The following is a 22636-nucleotide window of genomic DNA, read 5'->3' on the forward strand; positions in this document are numbered from 1 at the left end:
GCTCAGATGCCGGTGCGCCGTACCAGTGCGTCGGTGGCGGACGGCGCGAACGTGCCGAGCAGCCGGAACAGTTCGGCATAACCGGGGAGCAGTTCGATCGGCCGGGTGCGCACGGCGGTGACGAACCATTCCGCCGCCTGCTCTGGAGTCAGGGCGGCCATCGCGTCGTAGTCCGTGGTGGGCGCGATCATCGGCGTCCGGACCAAGGGAAAGTCCAGGGTGGTCACGGAGATTCCGCGGTCGCGCACTTCGGCGCCCAGGCTCCGGCCGAACGCGCCGACGGCAGCCTTGGACGCGTGGTAGGCGGAGAACTTGGGCATGACACCGGCAGGCACGCCCCACGTCGCGACATTGATGATGTGGCCCTTGCGGCGCTCGATCATCGACGGGAGCAACGCGAGGGTCAGCCGCGTCGAGCCGAAGTAGTTGACGGCCATGGTGCGTTCGAAATCGTGGAATCGGTCCAGCGAGTCCTCGACCGTCCGCCGGATCGACCGCCCGGCGTTGTTGACGAGTACGTCGACGGGGCCGATCTCCCCGAGCACCTGAGCGACGAGGGCGTCGACGGACTCCGGGTCCGTGAGGTCGCAGGGAACGGCGTGCGCGTCGCAACCGGACCGCAGGATGTCGTCGCGCACCGACTCGAGGGCGTCGGAGCCGCGGGCCACGAGGACGACCTCCGCGCCGAGCGCGGCGAGCCGGCGTGCGGCCGCTTCCCCGACCCCCGAGGAACCACCGGTGACGAGGATCCGTTTCCCGGCGATTCGGTGGCCGGCCCCCGGTACGACTCGGGCGGCCAGTGCGCGCGGAGAGGGGAGTGGGTTGAGCGCGGCATGGGTGAGCAACTGTCGTATCACGTGACCAGCGTGGCAGCTCGCCGGGCGATCCGCAGCCAAATAACAATCAATCGTGCTTGCTTTTTTCTCGGGCCGGTGTGATGCTGGTCGCATGGCTGAACTGCAGAGGTTCATCGACGACTTGTGCGCCGAGAGCGATTCACTGGACGCCCTGGTCGCCGACCTTCCCGACTCCCGCTGGGCCGATCCGACGCCCGCCGAGGGCTGGACCATCGCACACCAGATCGGACATCTGCTGTGGACCGACGAGGCCGCCCTCCTGGCGATCACCGACCCCGACGGCTTCACCGAGCAACTCACGGTGGCCGCCTCGAACCCGGCCGGCTTCGTCGATGCCGGTGCCGAGGAGCACGCCCGGCGGCAACCCGCGGAACTGCTCGCGGCCTGGCGCTCGGCCCGCGCCCGACTCGCGGAGGCCCTCCTGTCGGTGCCGCCCGGGCAGAAGATCCTCTGGTACGGCCCGCCGATGAAGGCGGCCTCGATGGCCACCGCCCGGTTGATGGAGACGTGGGCACACGGCCAGGACGTCGCCGACGCGCTCTCGGTGCCGCGCACACCCACCGAGCGGTTGAAGAGCATCGCCCACCTCGGTGTCCGCACCCGCGACTTCGCCTACGCCGTCAACGAACTCGCCCCACCCGCGGAGGAGTTCCGCGTCGAACTCACCGCCCCCGACGGGGTGTCCGTCTGGACGTGGGGACCCGAGGATGCCGCGCAAAAGGTCACCGGGCCCGCCGCGGACTTCTGCCTTCTCGTCACCCAGCGCGCGAACCGGGCGGATCTCGCCCTCGAGGCCACCGGCGCCGATGCGGACACGTGGCTGAACATCGCTCAGGCCTTCGCGGGCCCCGCGGGCGGCGGGCGTGAGGCGGGAACCCGATGACCGTGCGGATCGGCAACTGCTCCGGCTTCTACGGCGACCGGTTGTCGGCGATGCGCGAGATGCTCGAAGGCGGCGAGCTCGACTACCTGACCGGCGACTACCTCGCCGAACTCACCATGCTGATCCTCGGCCGCGACCGCATGAAGGACCCGAACCGCGGGTACGCCAAGACATTCCTCCGTCAGGCGGAGGACTGCCTCGGGTTGGCCCTCGACAAGGGAGTCCGCGTCGTCGCCAACGCCGGCGGCCTCAACCCGGCCGGTCTCGCGGACGCGTTGCGGGAGGTGAACGACAAGCTGGGGCTGCAGGCGAAGATCGCCCACGTCGAAGGCGACGACCTCATCGGCCGGGCCGCCGAACTGGGGCTGGGCAGCCCGCTGACCGCCAACGCCTACCTCGGCGCGTGGGGCATCGTCGAATGCCTGAATGCCGGCGCCGACGTCGTCGTCACCGGGCGTGTCACCGACGCGTCCGTGATCGTGGGCCCGGCGGCCGCGCACTTCGGCTGGCAGCGAGACGCTTTCGACCAGCTCGCCGGCGCCGTGGTGGCGGGGCACGTCATCGAATGCGGCACCCAGGCCACGGGCGGCAACTACGCGTTCTTCACCGAGATCGACGACCTCGACCGTCCCGGATTCCCGATCGCCGAGATCGACTCGGACGGTTCGTCCGTCATCACCAAGCACCCCGGGACCGGCGGCGCCGTGAACGTCGGTACCGTCACCGCGCAGTTGCTGTACGAGATCACCGGTGGCCGCTACGCCGGTCCCGACGTGACCGCGCGGATCGACTCCGCCGCACTGTCGCAGGACGGACCCGACCGCGTGCGCATCAGCGGTGTCACCGGGGAGGCGCCGCCGCCGCAGCTCAAGGTGTCGCTGAACACGCTCGCGGGATTCCGCAACGAGGCCGTGTTCGTCCTCACCGGCCTCGACATCGAGGCCAAGGCGGCCCTGGTGAAGCGGCAGCTCGAGGGGTGGCTTCCCGCCCGGCCTGCCGAACTCGACTGGTCGCTCGCCCGCACCGATCACCCGGACGCCGACACCGAGGAGGCCGCGAGCGCGCTGCTGCGCTGCGTGGTCCGGGATTCCGACGCCAACGCGGTCGGACGCGGATTCTCCTCCGTCGCAGTCGAAATGGCACTTGCGAGCTACCCCGGATTCACGCTGACGGCGCCGCCCGGGCAGGGGCAGCCGTACGGCGTGTTCACCCCGGGATACGTGTACGCCAAGGAGGTGCCGCACGTCGCGGTGCTGCCGGACGGAACGCGCGTCGACATCGAACCCCCCACCGACGTCCGGGAACTCGAGGACGTCGCCGAACCCGCGCTCCCGGAGCCGCGGGGCGCCGAACCCACGGTCCGGGTGGCGCTCGGCACCATCGCCGGGGCGCGCAGCGGGGACAAGGGCGGCAACGCGAATGTCGGTGTGTGGGTGCGTACCGACGAACAGTGGCGGTGGCTGGCCCACGCCCTGACCGTCGACGAAGTCAAGCGCCTCCTCCCGGAGGCCGCCGACCTCACCGTCACGAGATATGTGCTGCCGAAACTGCGCGCCGTCAACTTCGTGATCGAGGGAATCCTCGGGCAGGGCGTCGCGTCCCAGGCCCGGTTCGACCCGCAGGCCAAAGGTCTCGGCGAATGGCTGAGATCCCGGCACCTCGACATACCGGAAGCACTCCTTCCCGAAGGGACGACGTTGTGAGCGTGTGGGACACACCCGAACGGCAGGAACTGCGCAAGACGGTGCGCAGCTTCGTCGAACGGCAGATACTGCCGCACCTGGACGACTGGGAACGCGACGGCGAACTGCCCCGCGCGCTGCACCGGGAGGCCGCCGAGCTGGGACTCCTCGGCGCCGGCTTCCCCGAATCCGTCGGAGGCGAGGGCGGAGACCTCGTCGACGCCGTACTGATCTGCGAGGAATTCCATCAGGCGGGGGCCTCGGGCGGGGCGTTCGCTTCCCTGTTCACGTCGGGAATCGCCCTGCCGCACCTCGCCGCGGCCGGTGACCCGGAGCAGATCGAGAAGTGGGTCCGCCCCACCCTGCGCGGCGAGCTCATCGGCTCGCTCGCCATCACCGAACCCGGCGGCGGTTCCGACGTCGGGCATCTGCGGACCACCGCGATCCGCGACGGCGACCACTACGTCGTCAACGGGTCGAAGACGTTCATCACCTCCGCCGTGCGGGCCGACTTCGTCGTCACCGCCGTCCGCACCGGCGGTCCCGGCGCATCCGGGGTCTCCCTGCTCGTGATCGAGAAGGGCACACCGGGATTCGAGGTGGCACGCAAACTCGACAAGATGGGCTGGCGCGCGTCGGACACGGCCGAGTTGTCGTTCGTCGACGCGCGGGTGCCCGCCGCAAACCTGGTCGGCGAGGAGAACAGCGGGTTCGCACAGATCGCGCAGGCGTTCCTCACCGAGCGCATCGCCCTCGCCGCGCAGGCCTATTCGAGCGCACAACGGTGCCTCGACCTCACGCTGCAGTGGGTGCGCGACCGCGAGACGTTCGGCCGTCCGCTGATCAGCAGGCAGTCCGTCCAGAACACGGTCACGGAGATGGCGCGCAAGACCGACGTGGCCCGCGTCTACACCCGAGCGCTGGTGGAGCGTTCGCTCGTGTCGAACGAGGACTTCATCGCGGAGGTCTGCTTCGCGAAGAACACCGCCGTCGAGGCGGGCGAGTGGGTGGCCAACCAGGCCGTCCAGCTGTTCGGCGGCCTCGGCTACATGCGGGAGAGCGAAGTGGAACGGCAGTACCGCGACATGCGCATCCTCGGGATCGGTGGCGGTACCACCGAGATCCTGACGGGGCTCGCGGCCAAGCGATTGGGGTATCAGTCATGACCACGTTGAAGTCCACGCTGGACACGGGTTCCGAAGAATACGCCGCGGCGGCGAAGGCCATGACCGCCAAGCTCGCCGAGATCGACACCGAGCACGCCAAGGCGCTCGCGGGCGGCGGCGAGAAGTACACCGAACGGCACAAGAAGCGCGGCAAGCTGCTCGCCCGCGAACGCATCGAACTGCTCCTGGACCCCGACTCGCCGTTCCTCGAACTGTGCCCGCTCGCGGCGTGGGGCAGCGACTTCCCGGTCGGCGCCAGCACTGTCGTCGGTATCGGCGTGGTGGAGGGCGTCGAGTGCCTGATCGTCGCCAACGACCCGACGGTCCGCGGCGGCACCAGCAATCCGTGGACGTTGCGGAAGGGATTCCGCGCCAACGACATCGCCCGGCAGAATAGGCTCCCCGTCATCTCCCTCGTGGAATCCGGCGGCGCCGACCTTCCCACCCAGAAGGAAGTGTTCATCCCCGGTGGTCGCATGTTCCGCGACCTCACCCAGCTCTCCGCCGCGGGTATCCCGACCATCGCCCTCGTCTTCGGAAACTCGACGGCCGGCGGCGCGTACATCCCCGGCATGTCCGATCACGTCGTCATGATCAAGGAACGGTCCAAGGTGTTCCTCGCCGGACCGCCGCTCGTGAAGATGGCCACCGGTGAGGAATCCGACGACGAAACCCTCGGCGGCGCCGAGATGCATGCCCGCAAGTCCGGCCTCGCCGACTACTTCGCGGTCGACGAGCAGGACGCCATCCGGATCGGCCGCAGCATCGTCAAGCGCCTCAACTGGAAGAAGCAGGGTCCCGCGCCGCGGGCCGAGGTCATCGAACCCCTCGAGGACCCCGAGGAACTGCTCGGCATCGTCCCCGCCGACCTCAAGATCCCGTTCGATCCCCGCGAGGTGATCGCCCGCATCGTCGACGGCTCCGATTTCGACGAGTTCAAGCCGATGTACGGATCGTCGCTCGTCACGGGCTGGGCCGAACTGCACGGATATCCGGTGGGCATCCTCGCCAACGCGCGCGGCGTGCTGTTCAGCGAGGAATCGCAGAAGGCCACCCAGTTCATCCAGCTCGCCAACCGCTCGAACACGCCACTGTTGTTCCTGCACAACACGACCGGCTACATGGTGGGCAAGGAGTACGAGGAGGGCGGGATGATCAAGCACGGGTCGATGATGATCAACGCCGTCTCCAACTCCACCGTCCCGCACATCTCGATCCTGCTCGGTGCGTCCTACGGCGCCGGCCACTACGGGATGTGCGGACGCGCATTCGACCCGCGCTTCCTGTTCGCCTGGCCCAGCTCCAAATCCGCAGTCATGGGCGGGGCGCAGCTGGCCGGGGTCATCTCCATCGTCAGCCGCGCCTCCGCCGAAGCCCGCGGGCAGGCGTTCGACGAAGAGGCAGACGCCGGCATGCGCGCCATGATCGAGAACCAGATCGAGGCGGAATCCGTGCCGATGTTCCTGTCCGGTCGCCTCTACGACGACGGCGTGATCGACCCGCGCGACACCCGAACCGTGGTGGGAATGTGCCTGTCGGCCATTGCCAACGCCCCGATCGAAGGCGCCGAGAACTTCGGCGTCTTCCGGATGTGAGGCCCGACATGATCCAGTCCGTACTGGTTGCCAATCGTGGTGAGATCGCCCGCCGCGTCTTCGCCACCTGCCGCCGCGCAGGCATCGGGACCGTCGCCGTGTTCTCGGACGCCGACGCCCTCAGCCCGCACGTCGCCGAGGCCGACACCGCGGTCCGGTTGCCGGGCAACAGTCCCGCCGACACCTACCTGCGCGGTGACCTCGTCATCGAGGCGGCACTGCTCGCCGGCGCCGATGCCATCCACCCCGGCTACGGGTTCCTCTCCGAGAACGCGGACTTCGCGCGCGCCGTCCACGAGGCGGGCCTGACGTGGATCGGCCCGCCTGCGCCCGCCATCGAGATGATGGGTTCGAAGGTGGAGTCCAAGAAGATGATGGCCGCCGCGGGAGTCCCGGTGCTGACCGAACTCGACCCGGGCGCCGTCACCGAAGCGGACCTGCCGGTGCTCGTCAAGGCGTCCGCAGGCGGCGGCGGACGCGGCATGCGTGTCGTGCGTGAACTCGCGGACCTCCCGGAAGAGCTGGAAGGGGCCCGCCGCGAAGCGCAATCGGCCTTCGGTGACCCGACCGTGTTCTGCGAGCGCTACCTGGAAACGGGCAGGCACATCGAGGTCCAGGTGATGGCCGACCGGCACGGAACCGTCTGGGCGGTGGGGGAGCGTGAATGCTCCATCCAGCGTCGGCACCAGAAGGTGGTGGAAGAGGCGCCGTCACCGTTGGTCGACGCCGTCCCCGGGATGCGCGAGCGACTGTTCGAGGCCGCCCGGCTCGCGGCGAAGGCCATCGACTACGAGGGTGCGGGGACGGTCGAGTTCCTGGCTTCCGGTCGAGCGGAGCGAGGGGGAGATGACTCCGGTCGAGCGGAGCGAGGGGGAGATGACCCGGACCAGGGGAACTTCTTCTTCCTCGAGATGAATACCCGGCTGCAGGTGGAACACCCGGTCACCGAGTGCACCACCGGCCTCGACCTCGTGGACCTGCAGTTGCAGGTCGCTGCGGGCGGCAGGCTCGACCCCGAACCGCCCGCCGTGTCCGGCCATTCCATCGAGGTCCGGCTGTACGCCGAGGATCCGGCGCAGAACTGGCAGCCGCAGAGCGGACCGGTCCACCGTCTGGACCTGCCCGAGAACGCGGTCGAATTCGACGTCCTGCGCTCCCCGGGGATCCGCCTAGACTCCGGCGTGGTCGACGGCTCCACCGTCGGCGTGCACTACGACCCGATGCTCGCGAAGGTCATCTCGTTCGCGCCTACCCGCACGCATGCGGCCACCCGGCTGGCTGCGGCCCTGGGCCGCGCGCAGATTCACGGACTGCGCACCAACCGCGACCTCCTCGTCAACGTGCTCCGCCACCCGGCATTCCTCGCCGGCGACACGGACACCGCGTTCTTCGACACCTACGGGCTGGACGTGCTGGCCCGTCCGCTGGCCTCGGCCGACGCCGAGCGACTGTCGGCGCTGGCCGCCGCACTCGCGGACGCCGCGCACAACCGCGACGTCGCGACGGTGAACACCTCGCTGCCCAGCGGATGGCGGAACCTGACGTCTGCGCCGCAGAGCAAGACGTTCACGGGCGGAGGCGGTGACATCGAGATCCGGTACCTGCTCACCCGGTACGGGCTGAAGGCCGAGGGTTTCGACGACGTCGCGCTCGTGTCGGCCACGGCGCGTCACGTCGCACTGGACGTCGCGGGGCTGCGCCGCTCGTTCGAGGTGTCCCGGTACGGCGACGACGTGTTCGTCGACTCCGCCCTGGGCCCGGTGAGCCTGCACGCCGCACCGCGATTCACCGATCCGAGCGCCGTCGTCGCCGAGGGGTCGTTGCTCGCGCCGATGCCGGGTTCCGTCATCCGCCTCGGCGCCGCGGCAGGCGACTCCGTGTCCGCCGGCCAGCCGATCGTGTGGCTCGAGGCGATGAAGATGGAACACACGATCAAGGCACCGGCCTCCGGCGTCCTCACCGAACTTTCCGTGACCGCCGGTCAGCAGGTCGACGTGGGAACGGTCCTTGCAGTAGTCGAAGCAGCGCAGCCTGAAGGAGAACTATGAGCTTCATCGAGACCGAAGAACAGAAGGAACTCCGCGCCTCCGTGTCGAGGCTCGGGGAGCGGTTCAACTACGTCGACTACGTGCTGCCCCGGGCGCGGCGCAGCGAACCGCTGACCGAATTGTGGAACGAGGCCGGCAAACTCGGCTTCCTCGGCGTCAATCTCCCCGAAGAATACGGGGGCGGCGGCGCAGGCATCTACGAACTCGCCCTCGTCCAGGAAGAACTCGCGGCCCACGGCGCCGGCCTCCTGCTGGTGGTCGTGTCGCCGGCCATCTGCGGCACGATCATCGGCAAGTACGGCACCGAGGAGCAGAAGCAGACCTGGCTCCCCGGCCTCGCCGACGGCTCGAAGATCATGGCGTTCGGCATCACCGAGGCCGACGCGGGTTCGAACTCGCACCAGATCACGACCACTGCGCGGCGGGTCCGGTCGAGCGAAGCGAGGGGTGATGGTCAAGCCGAAGACTGGCTGCTGTCGGGGAACAAGATCTACATCTCCGGGGTCGACCAGGCCGACGCCGTGCTGATCGTCGCGCGGACCGAGGACTCGAAGACCGGCAAGCTGAAGCCTGCACTGTTCATCGTCCCCACCGACGCCGAGAACTTCGTGAAGACGCCGATGGAGATGGACATCGTCGAGCCCGACCACCAGTTCATGCTGTTCCTCGACGACGTCCGGCTGCCCGCCGACGCGCTCGTCGGCGAGGCCGACGCGGCGTTGATGCAGCTGTTCGCGGGTCTCAACCCCGAACGCATCCTCGGCGCCGCCATGGCGATCGGCATGGGCCGCTACGCGCTGGACGCCGCGGTGCGGTTCGCGAAGGACCGCACGGTGTGGAAGGAGCCGATCGGCGCGCACCAGGGCATCTCGCATCCGCTGGCGCAGATCAAGATCGAACTCGAACTCGCCAAGCTGATGATGCAGAAGGCGGCCGTCCTCTACGACAGCGGCGACGACTTCGGCGCCGCCGAGGCCGCCAACATGGCCAAGTACGCCGCCGCCGAGGCCAGCATCAAGGCACTCGACCAAGCCGTCCAGACGCACGGAGGCGCGGGTCTCACCAAGGAATACGGTCTCGCCGCGATGCTCGGTGCGGCACGCATCGCCCGTGTGGCCCCGGTGAGCCGGGAAATGATCCTCAACTTCGTCTCCCAGCACTCGCTCGGGCTGCCGAAGTCGTACTGATGTCGAACGGACAGCACATGACCGACGTGGAAGCCGACCGGTACGTCCGGTACGAGGTGAACCGGGGGTTCGCCACCCTCACCCTCGATTCGCCCCACAACAGGAACGCCATCTCCGGCAGGCTCGTGGACGAACTGCTGCAGGGATTGCGGGACGCCGCCGCGGACAACGACGTCCGCGGCGTCGTCCTCACCCACACCGGCAGCACGTTCTGCGCCGGGGCGGATCTGAGTGAGACGTCCGGCGACGTCGGCTCACGCACCCGGCAGATGGCCGCACTGCTACGGGCGATCGTCGAGTTGCCGAAGCCGGTGATCGCCCGGATCGACGGTCACGTCAGGGCCGGGGGCATGGGATTGGTCGGGGCCTGCGACATCGCCGTCGCCGGCCCGCGCAGCACGTTCGCGCTCACCGAGGTCCGGCTCGGACTCGCCGCGTCGATCATCTCGTTGACCGTGCTGCCCCGCATCGATTCGCGTGCCGCGAGCCGCTACCTCCTCACGGGCGAGAAGTTCGGTGCCCACGAGGCGGAGGCCATCGGGCTGATCAGCGAGTCCGCCGAGGATCCCGAGGACACCGTCCAGGAATTGCTCGACCAGTTGCGGCAAGCCTCGCCGCAGGGGTTGGCCGAGTCGAAGACCCTCACGACCCGGAGCGTGCTCGCCGATTTCGACCGCTACACCGACGAGCTGACCGCCCAGTCGGCGAGGCTGTTCGAATCCGAGGAGGCGCGGGAGGGCATGATGGCGTTTCTGCAGAAGCGGCCGCCGAGATGGGCCTCCGGCCCCGTGCGTGGTTGACGAGTCTAAGGACTCGTCACCCGCTCACGGGCGCGCAGCGCGACGAGAGGAAGTGACACATGACCCGCGAACCGAAGCAGGACCGTAGCCGGGTCACGCGCGGACATCTCCTCGAGGTCACCATCGACTGCCTCGCCGAGTCGGGCTGGGGTGCCACCACGGTGAGCCTCGTGGCCCAGCGCGCCGGCGTGTCCCGCGGCGCGACCCAGCACCATTTCCCCACCCGCGAGGACCTCATCACCGCGGCCCTCGAGGTCATGTTCGACGCCCGGATGGAGCAGGCCCGCCGCGAGGCCACCGACCTGCCGACCGGGGAGGGACGCACCGAGGCCGTGGTGTCGCGGCTCGTCGACTACTACACGGGCACCCTGTTCAAGGCGGCGCTGCAGGTCTGGACGGCCGCCGCCGCCGACCCCGAACTCCGGGCCCGGATCGTGCCGCTCGAGGAACGGTTCGGGCGGGTCGCGCACCGCACCGCCGTCGAGCACTTCGGGTTCGACGACGCCGATCCGGTGGCGCACCGGCTTGTCCAGGCCACCCTCGATCTCGCCCGCGGACTCGGTCTGGCCGACGTGCTCACGGACGACTCCAAACGACGGGCGGAGATCGTGCGCCAGTGGGCGGCGCAGCTGGACGCGGCACTACCGCGGAGCGATGAGTTGGCAGAGCCGCGGAGCGGTGAATCGGCAGAGCCGCGGAGCGGTGAATCGGTAGAGCCGCGGAGTCTCGACGTGGCCGTTCTCGACTGATCGGGCAAAGAGCGCGGGGATCGGTAGAGTCACCGACCATGGGCCGGAAATGGGGAGCGCTCGTCCTGATCGCCGTCGCGGCCGGTCTGGCCGGCTGTGGGGGAGACGGAGACGATTCCGGTACCGAACCCGCCGCGCAGCAACTCCCGCAGGTGACCGATCCGGGCCCGTTCTTCGGTCAGTGCGGTTCGGTCACCGACGACGAGGTGGCGAAGGCGTTCGGGATGCCGCCCTTCACCGGCGTGACGCGTAATTCCGTCGGCTGCGAGTGGGAAACCGCGGGAATAGGCGGTCCCAGCGTCACGTTCTCCTGGTACCGCGGCAGTCCCATCGGCCGCGAGCGGGCGGGTTCCGAGCTGATCGGCAGGCCGGCCACCGACATCGACATCCAGGGGCATCCCGGATTCATTGCGTCGTCCGAAGGAATTCTGTGCGAACTCGGTGTGGAGTTCGGGGGCGACTTCGTGCACTGGTCGGTGATGTACGCGGACGCGCAACCCGCGGCGGACCCGTGCACGGTGGCGCGCGATCTCGCCGAACTCAGCGTGTCGAGGGCCAAGTGAGCGGGGGAGTGATGAGCAGCGGGACGTGGCGTGCAGTGCGGGTACTGGCCGCGGCCACCGCGGTCGGGCTGATCGCGGGGTGCGGGTCGACGATCGAGGGCTCGCCCAGGGCGGAGGGGGCGTCCTCGTCCGGGGACACCGAACAATTCACGGCCCTGCTGGAGGAATGCAACGCCGTCGCGGACGAACAGATCGCCCAGACCGTTGGTGCCGACGCCATCGAACGGGGCTTCTTCGGCGCGATCTGCCGCTGGGACGCGGTCGGCGCCAACGGTCCCGTGAAGGTGACGTTCAACTGGTTCGAGACGGGTTCCCTCGACACGGAGAAGTCGACCGGCGAGAAGCTCGGGTACACCGTGGCGTCCTCCACCATCCAGGGCCGCAAGGCTGTCGTGATGCGTCCCCCCGGCGATCCGGGGGCGTGCGGAGTGACGGTCGGATCTCCCTCCGCGGGCGTCGTCGGCTGGTGGGTACAGTTCCAGACGGGGGCGGCAGACCCGTGTGAAGCGGCATCGACGCTTGCGGATCTGACGCTCAATCTGAGTAGTTGATGTGCCCGTGTCCGTACCGACAGCTCCGAGCAGTACCCCACATCGCAGGTCAGCCCTTACCACTGCCAGCCCACTTTGACCTTCCGGCGCGCCGCCGGGTATCGTTGTGGGTCGTGTCCGGCATGCCCGGGCCGATCTGTGTGCCTAGCGAGGTATTGCCGTGCGCGCGTTCGTGCAGATATCTGCATGGAACGAGCATCCGGCTGCCTGTGTGGGGGTATGCGACACACCCGACCTCGGGTGCAGCTCGAGGTGCGGGTGAGGGGCAGCAGCTCTCTTGCCCCAACTGCTAGATCCCTAATTTCAGAACAGCCAAGGTTGCTTGTCCAGAGCAGTCTGTTCAACACGAAGAAAGCCGGTAAATGCCAACCATCAACCAGCTGGTCCGCAAGGGCCGCCGCGACAAGACCGCGAAGGTCAAGACGGCAGCCCTCAAGGGCAGCCCGCAGCGTCGTGGCGTGTGCACCCGCGTGTACACCACCACCCCGAAGAAGCCGAACTCGGCGCTCCGTAAGGTCGCGCGTGTGCGCTTGACCAGCTCCGTCGAGGTCACCGCTTACATCCCGGGCGAGGGTCACAACCTGCAGGAGCACTCGATGGTGCTCGTCCGCGGTGGTCGTGTGAAGGACCTCCCCGGTGTGCGCTACAAGATCATCCGTGGCTCGCTCGACACCCAGGGTGTCAAGGGCCGCAAGCAGGCCCGCAGCCGCTACGGCGCCAAGAAGGAGAAGAGCTAATGCCACGTAAGGGCCCCGCTCCGAAGCGTCCGCTCATCAACGACCCGGTCTACGGTTCGCCCCTGGTGACGCAGCTCGTCAACAAGATTCTCCTGGACGGCAAGAAGTCCACCGCCGAGCGCATCGTCTACGAAGCACTCGAGCAGGCGCGCGAGAAGACCGGCACCGACCCGGTCGTCACCCTCAAGCGCGCACTGGACAACGTCAAGCCTGCCCTCGAGGTCCGCAGCCGCCGTGTCGGTGGCGCCACCTACCAGGTGCCGGTCGAGGTCCGTCCGGGCCGCTCCACCACCCTCGCGCTCCGCTGGCTCGTGACCTTCTCCCGGCAGCGCCGCGAGAAGACCATGGTCGAGCGTCTCGCCAACGAGCTCCTCGATGCCAGCAACGGCTTGGGTGCCGCTGTGAAGCGCCGTGAGGACACTCACAAGATGGCCGAAGCCAACAAGGCATTCGCCCACTACCGCTGGTGACGTCACGTCGGAGCAGTCACCTACCGTGACTGCTCCGGCGTCGTCGCACGTCGGGCCCCTACCGGGGACCGGCTGATCTACAACTCGAGACAATGGCCCCGCTGGTGGAACACCGGGGAGGCCGACACCCGATACACGAGCTACGAGCGGGGAAGAATCCTGTGGCACAGGAAGTGCTGACCGACCTGAACAAGGTCCGCAACATCGGCATCATGGCGCACATCGATGCCGGCAAGACCACGACCACCGAGCGCATCCTGTTCTACACCGGTGTCAACTACAAGATCGGTGAGACGCACGACGGTGCCTCGACCACGGACTGGATGGAACAGGAGAAGGAACGCGGCATCACGATCACCTCTGCCGCGGTGACCTGCTTCTGGAACAACAACCAGATCAACATCATCGACACGCCGGGCCACGTCGACTTCACCGTCGAGGTGGAGCGTTCGCTCCGCGTGCTCGACGGCGCCGTCGCAGTGTTCGACGGCAAAGAGGGCGTCGAGCCCCAGTCGGAGCAGGTGTGGCGTCAGGCCGCCAAGTACGACGTTCCGCGCATCTGTTTCGTCAACAAGATGGACAAGATGGGCGCGGACTTCTACTTCACGGTCCAGACCATCATCGACCGCCTCGGCGCGAAGCCGCTCGTCCTGCAGCTGCCGATCGGCGCCGAGGACGATTTCGACGGCGTCGTCGACCTGGTCGAGATGAAGGCTGTCACCTGGCGTGGCACGGTCGCCATCGGCGCCGAGCCCACCATCGAGGAGATCCCGGCCGATCTCGCCGACAAGGCTGCCGAGTACCGCGAGAAGCTGCTCGAGACGGTTGCCGAGTCCGACGAGAAGCTCATGGAGAAGTACTTCGCCGGCGAGGAGCTCTCCGTCGAGGAGATCAAGGGCGCCATCCGCAAGATGACGGTCAACTCCGAGCTGTACCCGGTGCTGTGTGGTTCCGCGTTCAAGAACAAGGGCGTTCAGCCCATGCTCGACGCGGTCATCGACTACCTGCCGAACCCGCTGGACATCGGCGAGGTCCAGGGTCACGCCCTGGGCAACGAAGAAGAGATCCTCACGCGTAAGCCGAGCAAGGACGAGCCGTTCTCGGCTCTGGCCTTCAAGATCGCTTCGCACCCGTTCTTCGGCAAGCTGACGTTCGTCCGCGTGTACTCCGGCCGGATCGATCCGGGCGCCCAGGTCATGAACGCGACCAAGGGCAAGAAGGAGCGCATCGGAAAGCTCTTCCAGATGCACGCCAACAAGGAGAACCCGGTCGACGAGGCCGTGGCCGGCCACATCTATGCGATGATCGGTCTGAAGGACACCACGACCGGTGACACCCTGTGCGCACAGGACGCGCCGATCGTGCTCGAGTCCATGAGCTTCCCGGACCCGGTCATCCAGGTCTCGATCGAGCCCAAGACCAAGTCCGACCAGGAGAAGCTGGGCACCGCGATCCAGAAGCTCGCCGAAGAGGACCCGACGTTCTCCGTCGAGCTCGACGAGGAGACCGGCCAGACCGTCATCGGCGGCATGGGCGAGCTCCACCTCGACATCCTCGTCGACCGTATGCGTCGCGAGTTCAAGGTCGAGGCCAACGTCGGCAAGCCGCAGGTTGCCTACCGCGAGACCATCACCAAGAAGGTCGAGAAGCACGACTACACCCACAAGAAGCAGACGGGTGGATCGGGCCAGTTCGCCAAGGTGATCATCGCGCTGGAGCCGTTCGTCGGCGAAGACGGTGCCACCTACGAGTTCGAGAACAAGGTCTCCGGCGGTCGTATCCCGCGCGAGTACATCCCGTCCGTGGATGCAGGCGCGCAGGACGCGATGCAGTACGGCGTTCTCGCCGGCTACCCGCTGGTGAACCTGAAGCTGTCGCTGCTCGACGGTGCTTACCACGACGTCGACTCGTCGGAAATGGCCTTCAAGGTCGCCGGTTCGCAGGCGCTGAAGGAAGCCGCCCGCAAGGCCGGCCCGGTCATTCTCGAGCCGCTCATGGCTGTCGAGGTCACGACACCCGAGGAGTACATGGGTGACGTGATCGGCGACCTGAACTCCCGCCGTGGCCAGATCCAGGCCATGGAGGAACGCAGTGGTGCCCGTGTCGTGAAGGCGCTGGTTCCGCTCTCGGAGATGTTTGGTTACATCGGTGATCTGCGGTCGAAGACCCAGGGCCGGGCGAACTTCTCCATGGTGTTCGATTCCTACGCAGAGGTTCCCGCGAACGTCTCGAAGGAAATCATCGCCAAGGCGACCGGCGAGTAACCTCGGTTCCAGCCGGCCGAAGCACGACCCAGTAATAACAACCGCACTGCTGCATACCGCAAGCATCAATCAGTCCAGGAGGACACACAGTGGCGAAGGCGAAGTTCGAGCGGACGAAGCCGCACGTGAACATCGGCACCATCGGTCACGTCGACCACGGCAAGACCACGCTGACCGCGGCCATCACCAAGGTTCTGCACGACGCGTACCCGGATCTCAACGAGGCCTCGGCCTTCGACGAGATCGACAAGGCTCCTGAGGAGAAGGCTCGCGGTATCACGATCAACATCTCGCATGTTGAGTACCAGACCGAGAAGCGCCACTACGCGCACGTCGATGCTCCCGGTCACGCCGACTACATCAAGAACATGATCACCGGTGCGGCGCAGATGGACGGCGCCATCCTCGTGGTCGCGGCCACCGACGGCCCGATGCCCCAGACGCGTGAGCACGTGCTGCTCGCCCGCCAGGTCGGCGTGCCGTACATCCTCGTCGCCCTGAACAAGGCCGACATGGTGGACGACGACGAGATCATCGAGCTCGTCGAGATGGAGGTCCGTGAGCTCCTCGCTGCGCAGGAGTTCGACGAGGACGCTCCGGTTGTCAAGGTCTCCGCACTCAAGGCGCTCGAGGGCGACCCGGAGTGGACCAAGAACATCCTCGAGCTCATGGCTGCGGTCGACGAGTCCATCCCGGACCCGGTCCGCGAGACCGAGAAGCCCTTCCTCATGCCCGTCGAGGACGTCTTCACGATCACCGGTCGTGGCACCGTCGTCACCGGTCGTATCGAGCGTGGCGTGATCAACGTCAATGAGGATGTCGAGATCGTCGGCATCAAGGAAACCAAGACCAAGACCACGGTCACGGGTATCGAGATGTTCCGCAAGCTCCTCGACTCGGGCCAGGCCGGTGACAACGTCGGTCTGCTGGTTCGTGGCATCAAGCGCGAAGATGTCGAGCGTGGACAGGTTGTCGTCAAGCCCGGCACCACCACCCCGCACACCGAGTTCGAGGGCCAGGCGTACATCCTGTCCAAGGACGAGGGCGGCCGCCACACGCCGTTCTTCAACAACTACCGTCCGCAGTTCTACTTCCGTACCACGGACGTGACGGGCGTTGTGACGCTGCCCGAGGGCACCGAGATGGTCATGCCCGGTGACAACACCGAGATGTCCGTCAAGCTGATCCAGCCCGTCGCCATGGACGAGGGCCTGCGCTTCGCGATCCGCGAAGGCGGCCGTACCGTCGGCGCCGGCAAGGTCACGAAGATCAACAAGTGATCTAGCTCCACCAACGCCAATGGCGCTCACCCTCCGGGGTGGGCGCCATTGGCGTTTTCGGGGTGTGACACTCAGCGGTAGTTCAACGCATCCCATTCTCGGATGTCGCTGGGATGCGCGATGCCCTCGAGGACGAACGGGTCGCGGGCGATGAATTGTTCTGCGCGCTCGCGGCTGCTGAAGACCGCCATGGACCCGTTGCTCGCCGGGTCGTCGAACGGTCCGATACCGAGCAGCCCACCTTCCGCGGCGAACGCGTCGAGGTACTCCCGGTGTCGTGGATAGATCTCCGGAATCCGGGCGGCGGTGGTCGGATCGGTCGCGTAGAACACCACGTATTCCATGGCACCGAACCTACCGAGACCGCAACGCCCCGTGTCAGCTTTCGACGTGCACCGGGTGGTCGGCGCGGTCGAGGTGGAGCAGGACCTGGGTGGCGACTTCTTCACCGCCGAGGGTCGATGCGACCCAGGATGCGACGTCCTCGGATTTGCGGGTGAAGTCGTACAAGTCGAGGGTGGGGTCGGCGGTCACGACGATAGACAGGGTGGGGAGTCCGCGTTCGATGACGGCGCGAGCGCGTGTCTGCCGGACGCCGGGGTACTGCGCGAGTTCGCTGGCGACCCCGTTGGCGAGGGAGCCGAGGTCGACGGTGACGTAGGTGCCCGATTCGCGATCCGGAACGGCGACGGGGGACGTGCGTCGCCGGGTGAGGTCCAGGGCGAGGAGCACGATCCCGAAGACCAGCCCCACGACGACCGTCGCGGCGAGCGCCCAGCCCCACCAGTCCTGGTCGGGGAGTGCGGTGACGCGCGCGCGGTCGTACCGCGACACCCATTCGCGGACGATCGGAACGTGCAGGTCCCAGGCGAGGGCGTACGCGCCGAATCCGAGGAGTGCGAGCCCGACGAGCAGGACGATGACCCGGTTGACGGCTGCGGTCCGATGTCTCACGGTTTCACCTGCACTCGAAGTTCGGGGGACGTGCCGAGCAGCGACAGCGTCGGTTCCACGGCCTCGCGGACGGAGATGGCCACGTCGCCGGCGGGTGTCGACTCGGTGCGCACCACGCGGACGGTGACGTGCTTGCGGTCGACCGTCGTGTGCGCCGACAGCACCCCGGGAACGGTCTTGGCGTGGCTACTGGAGTTGCGAGCGAGGTCGGTGGGGCGGAGCCAGACGATCGGGGTGTCACCGACTGCGAGCGGCAGGTGGGTGCGCGGCCGCGGTTTGAGGGCCGCGACGATGAACACGACCCCCAGCACGATCGCGCCTGCGGCGACGGGGACGATCCACTCGGACCAGTGCAGCCGGCCCAGCCATTGCACGGTGTTGCGGATCCAGGGCGCGTTGGCGAAGGTGCCGCGCATGATGAGCAGCTCACGCGCTGCGACGACCGCGAGACCGAGGGCTCCTACGGCGACGATGATCGCGGCGGGCACAGCGGCCGGGGTGGCGCGCGGCGTGCGTGGCCGGAGGGGCGCCACCGGAGCGGGTGGCACGGCCGGATCGCCTTGCTCGGAGTAGCGGCCTTCGGTCGAACTGTCCTCGGGGGCGGCGGATTCCGTTCCGACGACCACTATGTTGAGTTCGATGACCGGCATGCCCGTCATCTGCTCGACCTGACGGTGCACCTGCGCGCGGAGCCGGCGGTTGACGAGGTCGAGGTGGCACGGCCACTGCACGGCGATGTACAGGTTGATCGCGACGGCGCCCGCTCCCGTCGAGACGTCGGCGCGGGGGAGTTCCCGCCCCGTCAGGCGGGACAGCCCACCGGACTGCTTGACGACGCCGGGTACCTGGAGCGCTGCGGCGACGGCGATCTTCACGACGGCGCGCTCCTTGATGACCAATTCGCCGCGCAGGGCGGTGTCGTCGAGCGCCGCGTCGTCGTGGGGACCGGCGGGGGGTGCGGTGAAGGGTTCAGCCACGGCCGCGGCTTCGGAGGATGGCGCCGAGGTCGAGGTGGCCGTCGCGGTGCGCGCCGACGGCCATGCCCAGCGCTCCGAGGAGGACGGCGAAGACGAATCCGCTGAAACCACCGAGGATGCCGGCGATGGCGAGAAGTAACCCGACGATCAGGCCTGTGATTGTGCTGTTCATTGAGATTGTCCTGTCTCTGTCAGGAGATCTTCGATGGTCACGTCGACGGGGACGTCCACCAGCGATTCCACTGCGGCCCGCACTCTTTCGGCGGTGTCGACGACGTTGGCGGGGTAGCGAGCCGCGAGGTGGACCGCACAGGACGTGGGGCCGACGGTCACCCCGGTCACCCGGCGTCCGGGCAGGTAGGTCGCGACTTCACCGAACGCGCCGCCGTGCATCGCTGCCACTCCGGGGGTTGCGAGGACGGCGGCGACGATGCGTTCGGAGATGTCCTCGGCGTGGGTGTCCGGTGGAAGTGGTCCGGTCACTGCACCCTCGGTTTGCCGTCGAGCTCGGATGCGGCCTCGGATTCGTCGAACAGCATGACGTCGAAGACGGTGATGTTCACTTCGGTCACTTCGAGCCCGGTCATGCGCTCGACGGCCGCGATGACGTTGCGGCGGATGCCGACCGCGAGTTCGTGCAGTGCGACGCCGTATTCCGCGACGATGCCGATGTCGATGGCGGCCTGTTTCTCGCCGACTTCGACGGCGACGCCCTGGGCGTGGTTGACGCGGGCGCCGGGGATCCGATCGCGGAGGGCGCCGACAGCGCGTGCGGTGCCGCCGCCCACGTCGTAGACGCCGTTGATCTCACGGGTGGCGATCCCGGCGATCTTGGCGACCACGGCGTCCGCGATGATGGTCCGTCCCTCGGAACTGACGAGTTCCGGCGTCGCCCCGGCACCGAACTGCACGCGGCTGCGTGCGCCTGAATCGCTGGTCATCGTGGATCCCCTTCGAGTCGCCTGGCTTCTCCTCAACAGTAATGATCACCGACCGTACGCGGGGTCTCCCACGCGCCTTTCCGTCCGCGGATCCCGTGACGGGAGGCACCCAAAAATATTTGATATGACTACCCGGTAGCATCCGACGTGATGCAGGTAACACAGGCACGGCACGACGGAAGGAACCCCATGGCGGAAGAGCCCACCGGTGAGGACGCCGCTCCCCGGGCCAGGACGTCCGCCGTCACCGCGGGTGTGGTGATTCTCGCCGTCCTCGCACTCGCGTTCGTCGCGATCAGCGGCTACTTCGGCTACACACACCGGCAGGCGGAGCAGGAGGCTCAGCAGAGATCCGAGATCCTCGAAGCAGCGCGGCAGGGCGTCGTGAATCTGACGACGATGGACTACGAGCGGGCCGACGAAGACGTGCAGAAGGTGCTCGACGGCTCGGGCGGCGAATTCCGCGACGAATTCGAAGCCCGATCCAAGGACCTCATCGCGGTCATGCAGGAGGCCAAGGTCAAATCCCAGGGGGAGGTGCGCCAGGCTGCGATCGAGACGCAGAACGGCGACTCCGCGGACGTGCTCGTCGCGGTCGCGCAGAAGGTGTCCAACGCGGGCGGCGCGGCCGAGGAGCCGCGCGGTCAGCGGATGCGGGTGACGATGCAACTCGAGGACGGCACGTACAAGATCGTGAAGGCAGGGTTCGTGCAGTGAGTACCGACGCATCGCCGAAGTCGCGCAGACTCCTCCTGATCCTGGGCGCGCTCACCGTCGTCGCGGCCGTGCTGGCGGTGGTTCTGTACTTCACGCTCTATCGACCCGACCAGCGCGTCGACGACGCCGTCCGCGCCACCGTCACCGACACCGCGTCGCAGGGCGCGATCGCCCTGCTGACCTACAAGCCGGACACGGTGGAGAACGACGTCGGCACCGCGAAGGAACGCCTGACGGGGGAGTTCCTCGACTACTACACACAGTTCACGACGGACGTCGTCGTCCCCGCGGCCAAGGAGAGCCAGGTCGCGACCCAGGCGACGGTGGCCGCCTCCGGTCCCGTCGAGGTCGCGGCCGACACGGCGACGGTGCTGCTGTTCGTCAACCAGACCACCACCAGCGCCGCGAAACCGGAACCGGCGGTGACGGCGACGAGCATCACCGTCGAGCTCACCAAGTCCGGCGGCAACTGGCTGATTTCCGGCTTCGATCCGGTTCAGTCGTCCGGGTAGCGTTGGCGCCCATGAGTACTCTTCGAGAGGTCGGCGACCGCGAGTCGTGGCGCTGCTGGCTGTGTGACGAACCGGTGGACCCCGACATGTCGGTCAACGATCCGCGTGGCCCCAGCATCGACAGCGTCGTCACCGCGAAGAAGGCCAAGGCGAAGGGTGGCGTCGAACGCCTCGCGCACCGGGCGTGCAACACCAAGAAGGGTGCCGTCAAACCGGTCGTGCCGTGGCCCGACCGGTTGTTCGTCGTCGATCCCGCCCCGATCATCGGTGTCGTCGAACAACTCGGCCGCAAGGGCGGACGGGTCGCGGTGGCGCGGTGCCCGGGCAAATCGGACGCCGAGGACGCGGCGGAGTGGTTGCTCGACAGGTTGTCGCGCCTCGCACCGGAACTGAACGTCGAGACGCAGATCGACGCCGCCGGTGGTGCGTACCTGCTCGTCCTTCGCACCGCCTGACCCGTGAGCCGCACGAGGGAGTAACGTCGGGACCAGAACATGAATCCGACCTCGAGTGCGAAGGAATTCCGATGAATCTGGCCTTGACCGACGAGGAGCTGGCGTTCCGCGACGAGATGCGAACGTTCTTCACCACGCAGATTCCGGCGGAGATCCGCGAGCGGTATGCGCGTGGTGAAGAAGTGGGGAAGGAAGGGTTCATCGAGTCCCAGCGGATTCTGAACGCCAACGGGCTCGCGACGCCGCACTGGCCGGTCGAGTGGGGCGGCCGCGACTGGACTCCGGTGCAGAAGCACATCTGGCTCGACGAACTGCAGCTCGCCTCGGTGCCCGAGCCGCTCGCGTTCAACACCAGCATGGTCGGCCCCGTCATCGCGGCGTTCGGATCGCAGGAGCAGAAGGAAAAATTCCTTCCCCCGACCGCCAACCTCGACATCTGGTGGTGCCAGGGATTCTCCGAACCCGAGGCCGGCTCCGATCTCGCGTCGCTGAAGACCCGTGCCGTCCGCGACGGCGACGACTACGTGATCAACGGCCAGAAGACGTGGACCACCCTCGCGCAGCACGCCGACTGGATCTTCGTCCTCGCCCGCACCAACCCGGACGCCCCCAAGAAGCAGGCCGGCATCTCGTTCATCCTCGTCGACATGAAGACGCCCGGCGTCACGGTGCGCCCGATCAAGCTGATCGACGGCGGCTACGAGGTCAACGAGATCTTCTTCGAGGACGTGCGCGTGCCGGCCGAGAACCTCGTGGGCGAGGAGAACCAGGGCTGGAGCTACGCCAAGTTCCTCCTCGGCAACGAGCGCACCGGTGTGACCCGGCTGGGATTTTCCAAAGTCCGTCTCGCGCAGGCGAAGGAACGCGCCGCCGAGATCTCGGTCGGCGAGGGGACGCTGCTCGACGACCCGCTGTTCGCCGCCCGCATCGCCGAACTCGAGAACGAGATCATCGCGCTCGAACTCACCCAGCTGCGGGTGGTCGCCAGTTCGGCCGACGGCAAGCCGAACCCGGCGTCGTCGCTGCTGAAGCTGCGTGGGTCCGAACTGCAGCAGGCCACACTCGAACTGCTGACCGACGTCGCGGGACCCGACTCGCTGCCCTTCGCCGCAGGTGACGGCATCTCTTCGCCTCTCTGGGCGCAGCGGACGGCTCCGACCTACCTGAACTACCGCAAGGTTTCCATCTACAGCGGATCGAGCGAAGTGCAGCGCAGCATCATCGCCTCCTCGATCCTCGGATTGTGAG

The 22636-nt window shown here is 67.6% G+C and carries 25 protein-coding genes; 18 read left to right on the forward strand and 7 right to left on the reverse strand.

Features of this window, described 5'->3' with window-relative positions:
• Positions 1-2 precede the first annotated feature (2 nt).
• Entirely contained in the window at positions 3-971 is a 969-nt protein-coding gene (locus JVH1_RS27605; protein WP_272943924.1) for an SDR family oxidoreductase, read from the reverse strand.
• Between JVH1_RS27605 and JVH1_RS27610 the strand changes: the two genes are divergently transcribed.
• The 14 genes from JVH1_RS27610 to tuf all read left to right on the forward strand — a co-directional run bounded on the left by JVH1_RS27610 (position 949) and on the right by tuf (position 16832).
• Positions 949-1740 (forward strand): TIGR03084 family metal-binding protein, encoded by a 792-nt coding sequence (locus JVH1_RS27610; RefSeq protein WP_009474633.1) that lies wholly within the window; start codon positions 949-951, stop codon positions 1738-1740. The genes JVH1_RS27605 and JVH1_RS27610 overlap by 23 nt on opposite strands.
• Positions 1737-3443 carry an acyclic terpene utilization AtuA family protein gene (locus JVH1_RS27615; RefSeq protein ID WP_009474632.1) on the forward strand — a complete coding sequence of 569 codons (1707 nt, stop codon included), beginning with the start codon at positions 1737-1739 and terminating at the stop codon, positions 3441-3443. The genes JVH1_RS27610 and JVH1_RS27615 overlap by 4 nt, the downstream gene beginning before the upstream one ends.
• A complete protein-coding gene (locus JVH1_RS27620; protein ID WP_009474631.1) occupies positions 3440-4588 on the forward strand; it encodes an acyl-CoA dehydrogenase family protein in 1149 nt (382 codons plus the stop codon). Before JVH1_RS27615 ends, JVH1_RS27620 begins: the two co-directional genes overlap by 4 nt.
• Positions 4585-6183 carry an acyl-CoA carboxylase subunit beta gene (locus JVH1_RS27625; RefSeq protein ID WP_009474630.1) on the forward strand — a complete coding sequence of 533 codons (1599 nt, stop codon included), beginning with the start codon at positions 4585-4587 and terminating at the stop codon, positions 6181-6183. The genes JVH1_RS27620 and JVH1_RS27625 overlap by 4 nt, the downstream gene beginning before the upstream one ends.
• Before the next feature lie 8 nt (positions 6184-6191).
• Positions 6192-8231 carry a biotin carboxylase N-terminal domain-containing protein gene (locus JVH1_RS27630; RefSeq protein ID WP_009474629.1) on the forward strand — a complete coding sequence of 680 codons (2040 nt, stop codon included), beginning with the start codon at positions 6192-6194 and terminating at the stop codon, positions 8229-8231.
• On the forward strand, positions 8228-9418 hold the full coding sequence (locus JVH1_RS27635; RefSeq protein ID WP_009474628.1) for an acyl-CoA dehydrogenase family protein: 1191 nt from the start codon (positions 8228-8230) through the stop codon (positions 9416-9418). Before JVH1_RS27630 ends, JVH1_RS27635 begins: the two co-directional genes overlap by 4 nt.
• The gene (locus JVH1_RS27640) at positions 9418-10218 is read left to right on the forward strand and encodes an enoyl-CoA hydratase family protein (protein WP_009474627.1); all 801 of its coding nucleotides are present in this window, start codon (positions 9418-9420) and stop codon (positions 10216-10218) included. The genes JVH1_RS27635 and JVH1_RS27640 overlap by 1 nt, the downstream gene beginning before the upstream one ends.
• A gap of 59 nt (positions 10219-10277) precedes the next feature.
• Entirely contained in the window at positions 10278-10967 is a 690-nt protein-coding gene (locus tag JVH1_RS27645; RefSeq protein WP_009474626.1) for a TetR/AcrR family transcriptional regulator, read from the forward strand.
• A 38-nt stretch (positions 10968-11005) separates the two neighbouring features.
• The gene (locus JVH1_RS27650) at positions 11006-11530 is read left to right on the forward strand and encodes a DUF3558 domain-containing protein (protein WP_009474625.1); all 525 of its coding nucleotides are present in this window, start codon (positions 11006-11008) and stop codon (positions 11528-11530) included.
• An 11-nt stretch (positions 11531-11541) separates the two neighbouring features.
• Complete coding sequence (locus tag JVH1_RS27655) at positions 11542-12081, forward strand: DUF3558 domain-containing protein (RefSeq protein WP_043778770.1); 540 nt, start codon at positions 11542-11544, stop codon at positions 12079-12081.
• 362 nt (positions 12082-12443) lie between these two features.
• Positions 12444-12818 carry a 30S ribosomal protein S12 gene (rpsL, locus tag JVH1_RS27660; RefSeq protein WP_005252198.1) on the forward strand — a complete coding sequence of 125 codons (375 nt, stop codon included), beginning with the start codon at positions 12444-12446 and terminating at the stop codon, positions 12816-12818.
• Positions 12818-13288 carry a 30S ribosomal protein S7 gene (gene rpsG / locus JVH1_RS27665; RefSeq protein WP_005252199.1) on the forward strand — a complete coding sequence of 157 codons (471 nt, stop codon included), beginning with the start codon at positions 12818-12820 and terminating at the stop codon, positions 13286-13288. The genes rpsL and rpsG overlap by 1 nt, the downstream gene beginning before the upstream one ends.
• Before the next feature lie 161 nt (positions 13289-13449).
• Entirely contained in the window at positions 13450-15552 is a 2103-nt protein-coding gene (gene fusA / locus JVH1_RS27670) for an elongation factor G (RefSeq protein ID WP_009474623.1), read from the forward strand.
• 89 nt (positions 15553-15641) lie between these two features.
• Positions 15642-16832, forward strand: coding sequence for an elongation factor Tu (tuf, locus tag JVH1_RS27675; RefSeq protein ID WP_005252203.1), 1191 nt, complete (start codon positions 15642-15644; stop codon positions 16830-16832).
• 71 nt (positions 16833-16903) lie between these two features.
• Here the strand turns inward: tuf and JVH1_RS27680 are convergent, their stop codons facing one another.
• The 6 genes from JVH1_RS27680 to JVH1_RS27705 are packed head-to-tail and all read right to left on the reverse strand — an operon-like array spanning position 16904 to position 19704.
• Positions 16904-17176, reverse strand: a complete 273-nt coding sequence (locus tag JVH1_RS27680) for a YciI family protein (RefSeq protein WP_009474622.1) — start codon at positions 17174-17176, stop codon at positions 16904-16906.
• A gap of 34 nt (positions 17177-17210) precedes the next feature.
• A complete protein-coding gene (locus JVH1_RS27685; protein WP_009474621.1) occupies positions 17211-17786 on the reverse strand; it encodes a hypothetical protein in 576 nt (191 codons plus the stop codon).
• A complete protein-coding gene (locus JVH1_RS27690; protein WP_009474620.1) occupies positions 17783-18763 on the reverse strand; it encodes a DUF6286 domain-containing Asp23/Gls24 family envelope stress response protein in 981 nt (326 codons plus the stop codon). The genes JVH1_RS27685 and JVH1_RS27690 overlap by 4 nt, the downstream gene beginning before the upstream one ends.
• Entirely contained in the window at positions 18756-18935 is a 180-nt protein-coding gene (locus tag JVH1_RS27695) for a hypothetical protein (RefSeq protein WP_005252219.1), read from the reverse strand. The genes JVH1_RS27690 and JVH1_RS27695 overlap by 8 nt, the downstream gene beginning before the upstream one ends.
• On the reverse strand, positions 18932-19246 hold the full coding sequence (locus tag JVH1_RS27700) for an Asp23/Gls24 family envelope stress response protein (protein WP_009474619.1): 315 nt from the start codon (positions 19244-19246) through the stop codon (positions 18932-18934). Before JVH1_RS27700 ends, JVH1_RS27695 begins: the two co-directional genes overlap by 4 nt.
• Positions 19243-19704 carry an Asp23/Gls24 family envelope stress response protein gene (locus tag JVH1_RS27705; RefSeq protein WP_005252221.1) on the reverse strand — a complete coding sequence of 154 codons (462 nt, stop codon included), beginning with the start codon at positions 19702-19704 and terminating at the stop codon, positions 19243-19245. The genes JVH1_RS27700 and JVH1_RS27705 overlap by 4 nt, the downstream gene beginning before the upstream one ends.
• Positions 19705-19893: 189 nt before the next feature.
• Between JVH1_RS27705 and JVH1_RS27710 the strand changes: the two genes are divergently transcribed.
• The 4 genes from JVH1_RS27710 to JVH1_RS27725 all read left to right on the forward strand — a co-directional run bounded on the left by JVH1_RS27710 (position 19894) and on the right by JVH1_RS27725 (position 22635).
• Complete coding sequence (locus tag JVH1_RS27710) at positions 19894-20421, forward strand: hypothetical protein (protein WP_009474618.1); 528 nt, start codon at positions 19894-19896, stop codon at positions 20419-20421.
• Positions 20418-20933, forward strand: coding sequence for a hypothetical protein (locus JVH1_RS27715; RefSeq protein WP_009474617.1), 516 nt, complete (start codon positions 20418-20420; stop codon positions 20931-20933). Before JVH1_RS27710 ends, JVH1_RS27715 begins: the two co-directional genes overlap by 4 nt.
• Positions 20934-20944: 11 nt before the next feature.
• Positions 20945-21388 (forward strand): hypothetical protein, encoded by a 444-nt coding sequence (locus JVH1_RS27720; protein WP_005252226.1) that lies wholly within the window; start codon positions 20945-20947, stop codon positions 21386-21388.
• A gap of 71 nt (positions 21389-21459) precedes the next feature.
• A complete protein-coding gene (locus JVH1_RS27725; RefSeq protein WP_009474615.1) occupies positions 21460-22635 on the forward strand; it encodes an acyl-CoA dehydrogenase family protein in 1176 nt (391 codons plus the stop codon).
• Position 22636: the final 1 nt, after the last annotated feature.

It is taken from the genome of Rhodococcus sp. JVH1 (assembly GCF_000280725.2).
In the GTDB taxonomy this organism is placed as follows: Bacteria; Actinomycetota; Actinomycetes; order Mycobacteriales; family Mycobacteriaceae; genus Rhodococcus_F; species Rhodococcus_F jostii_A.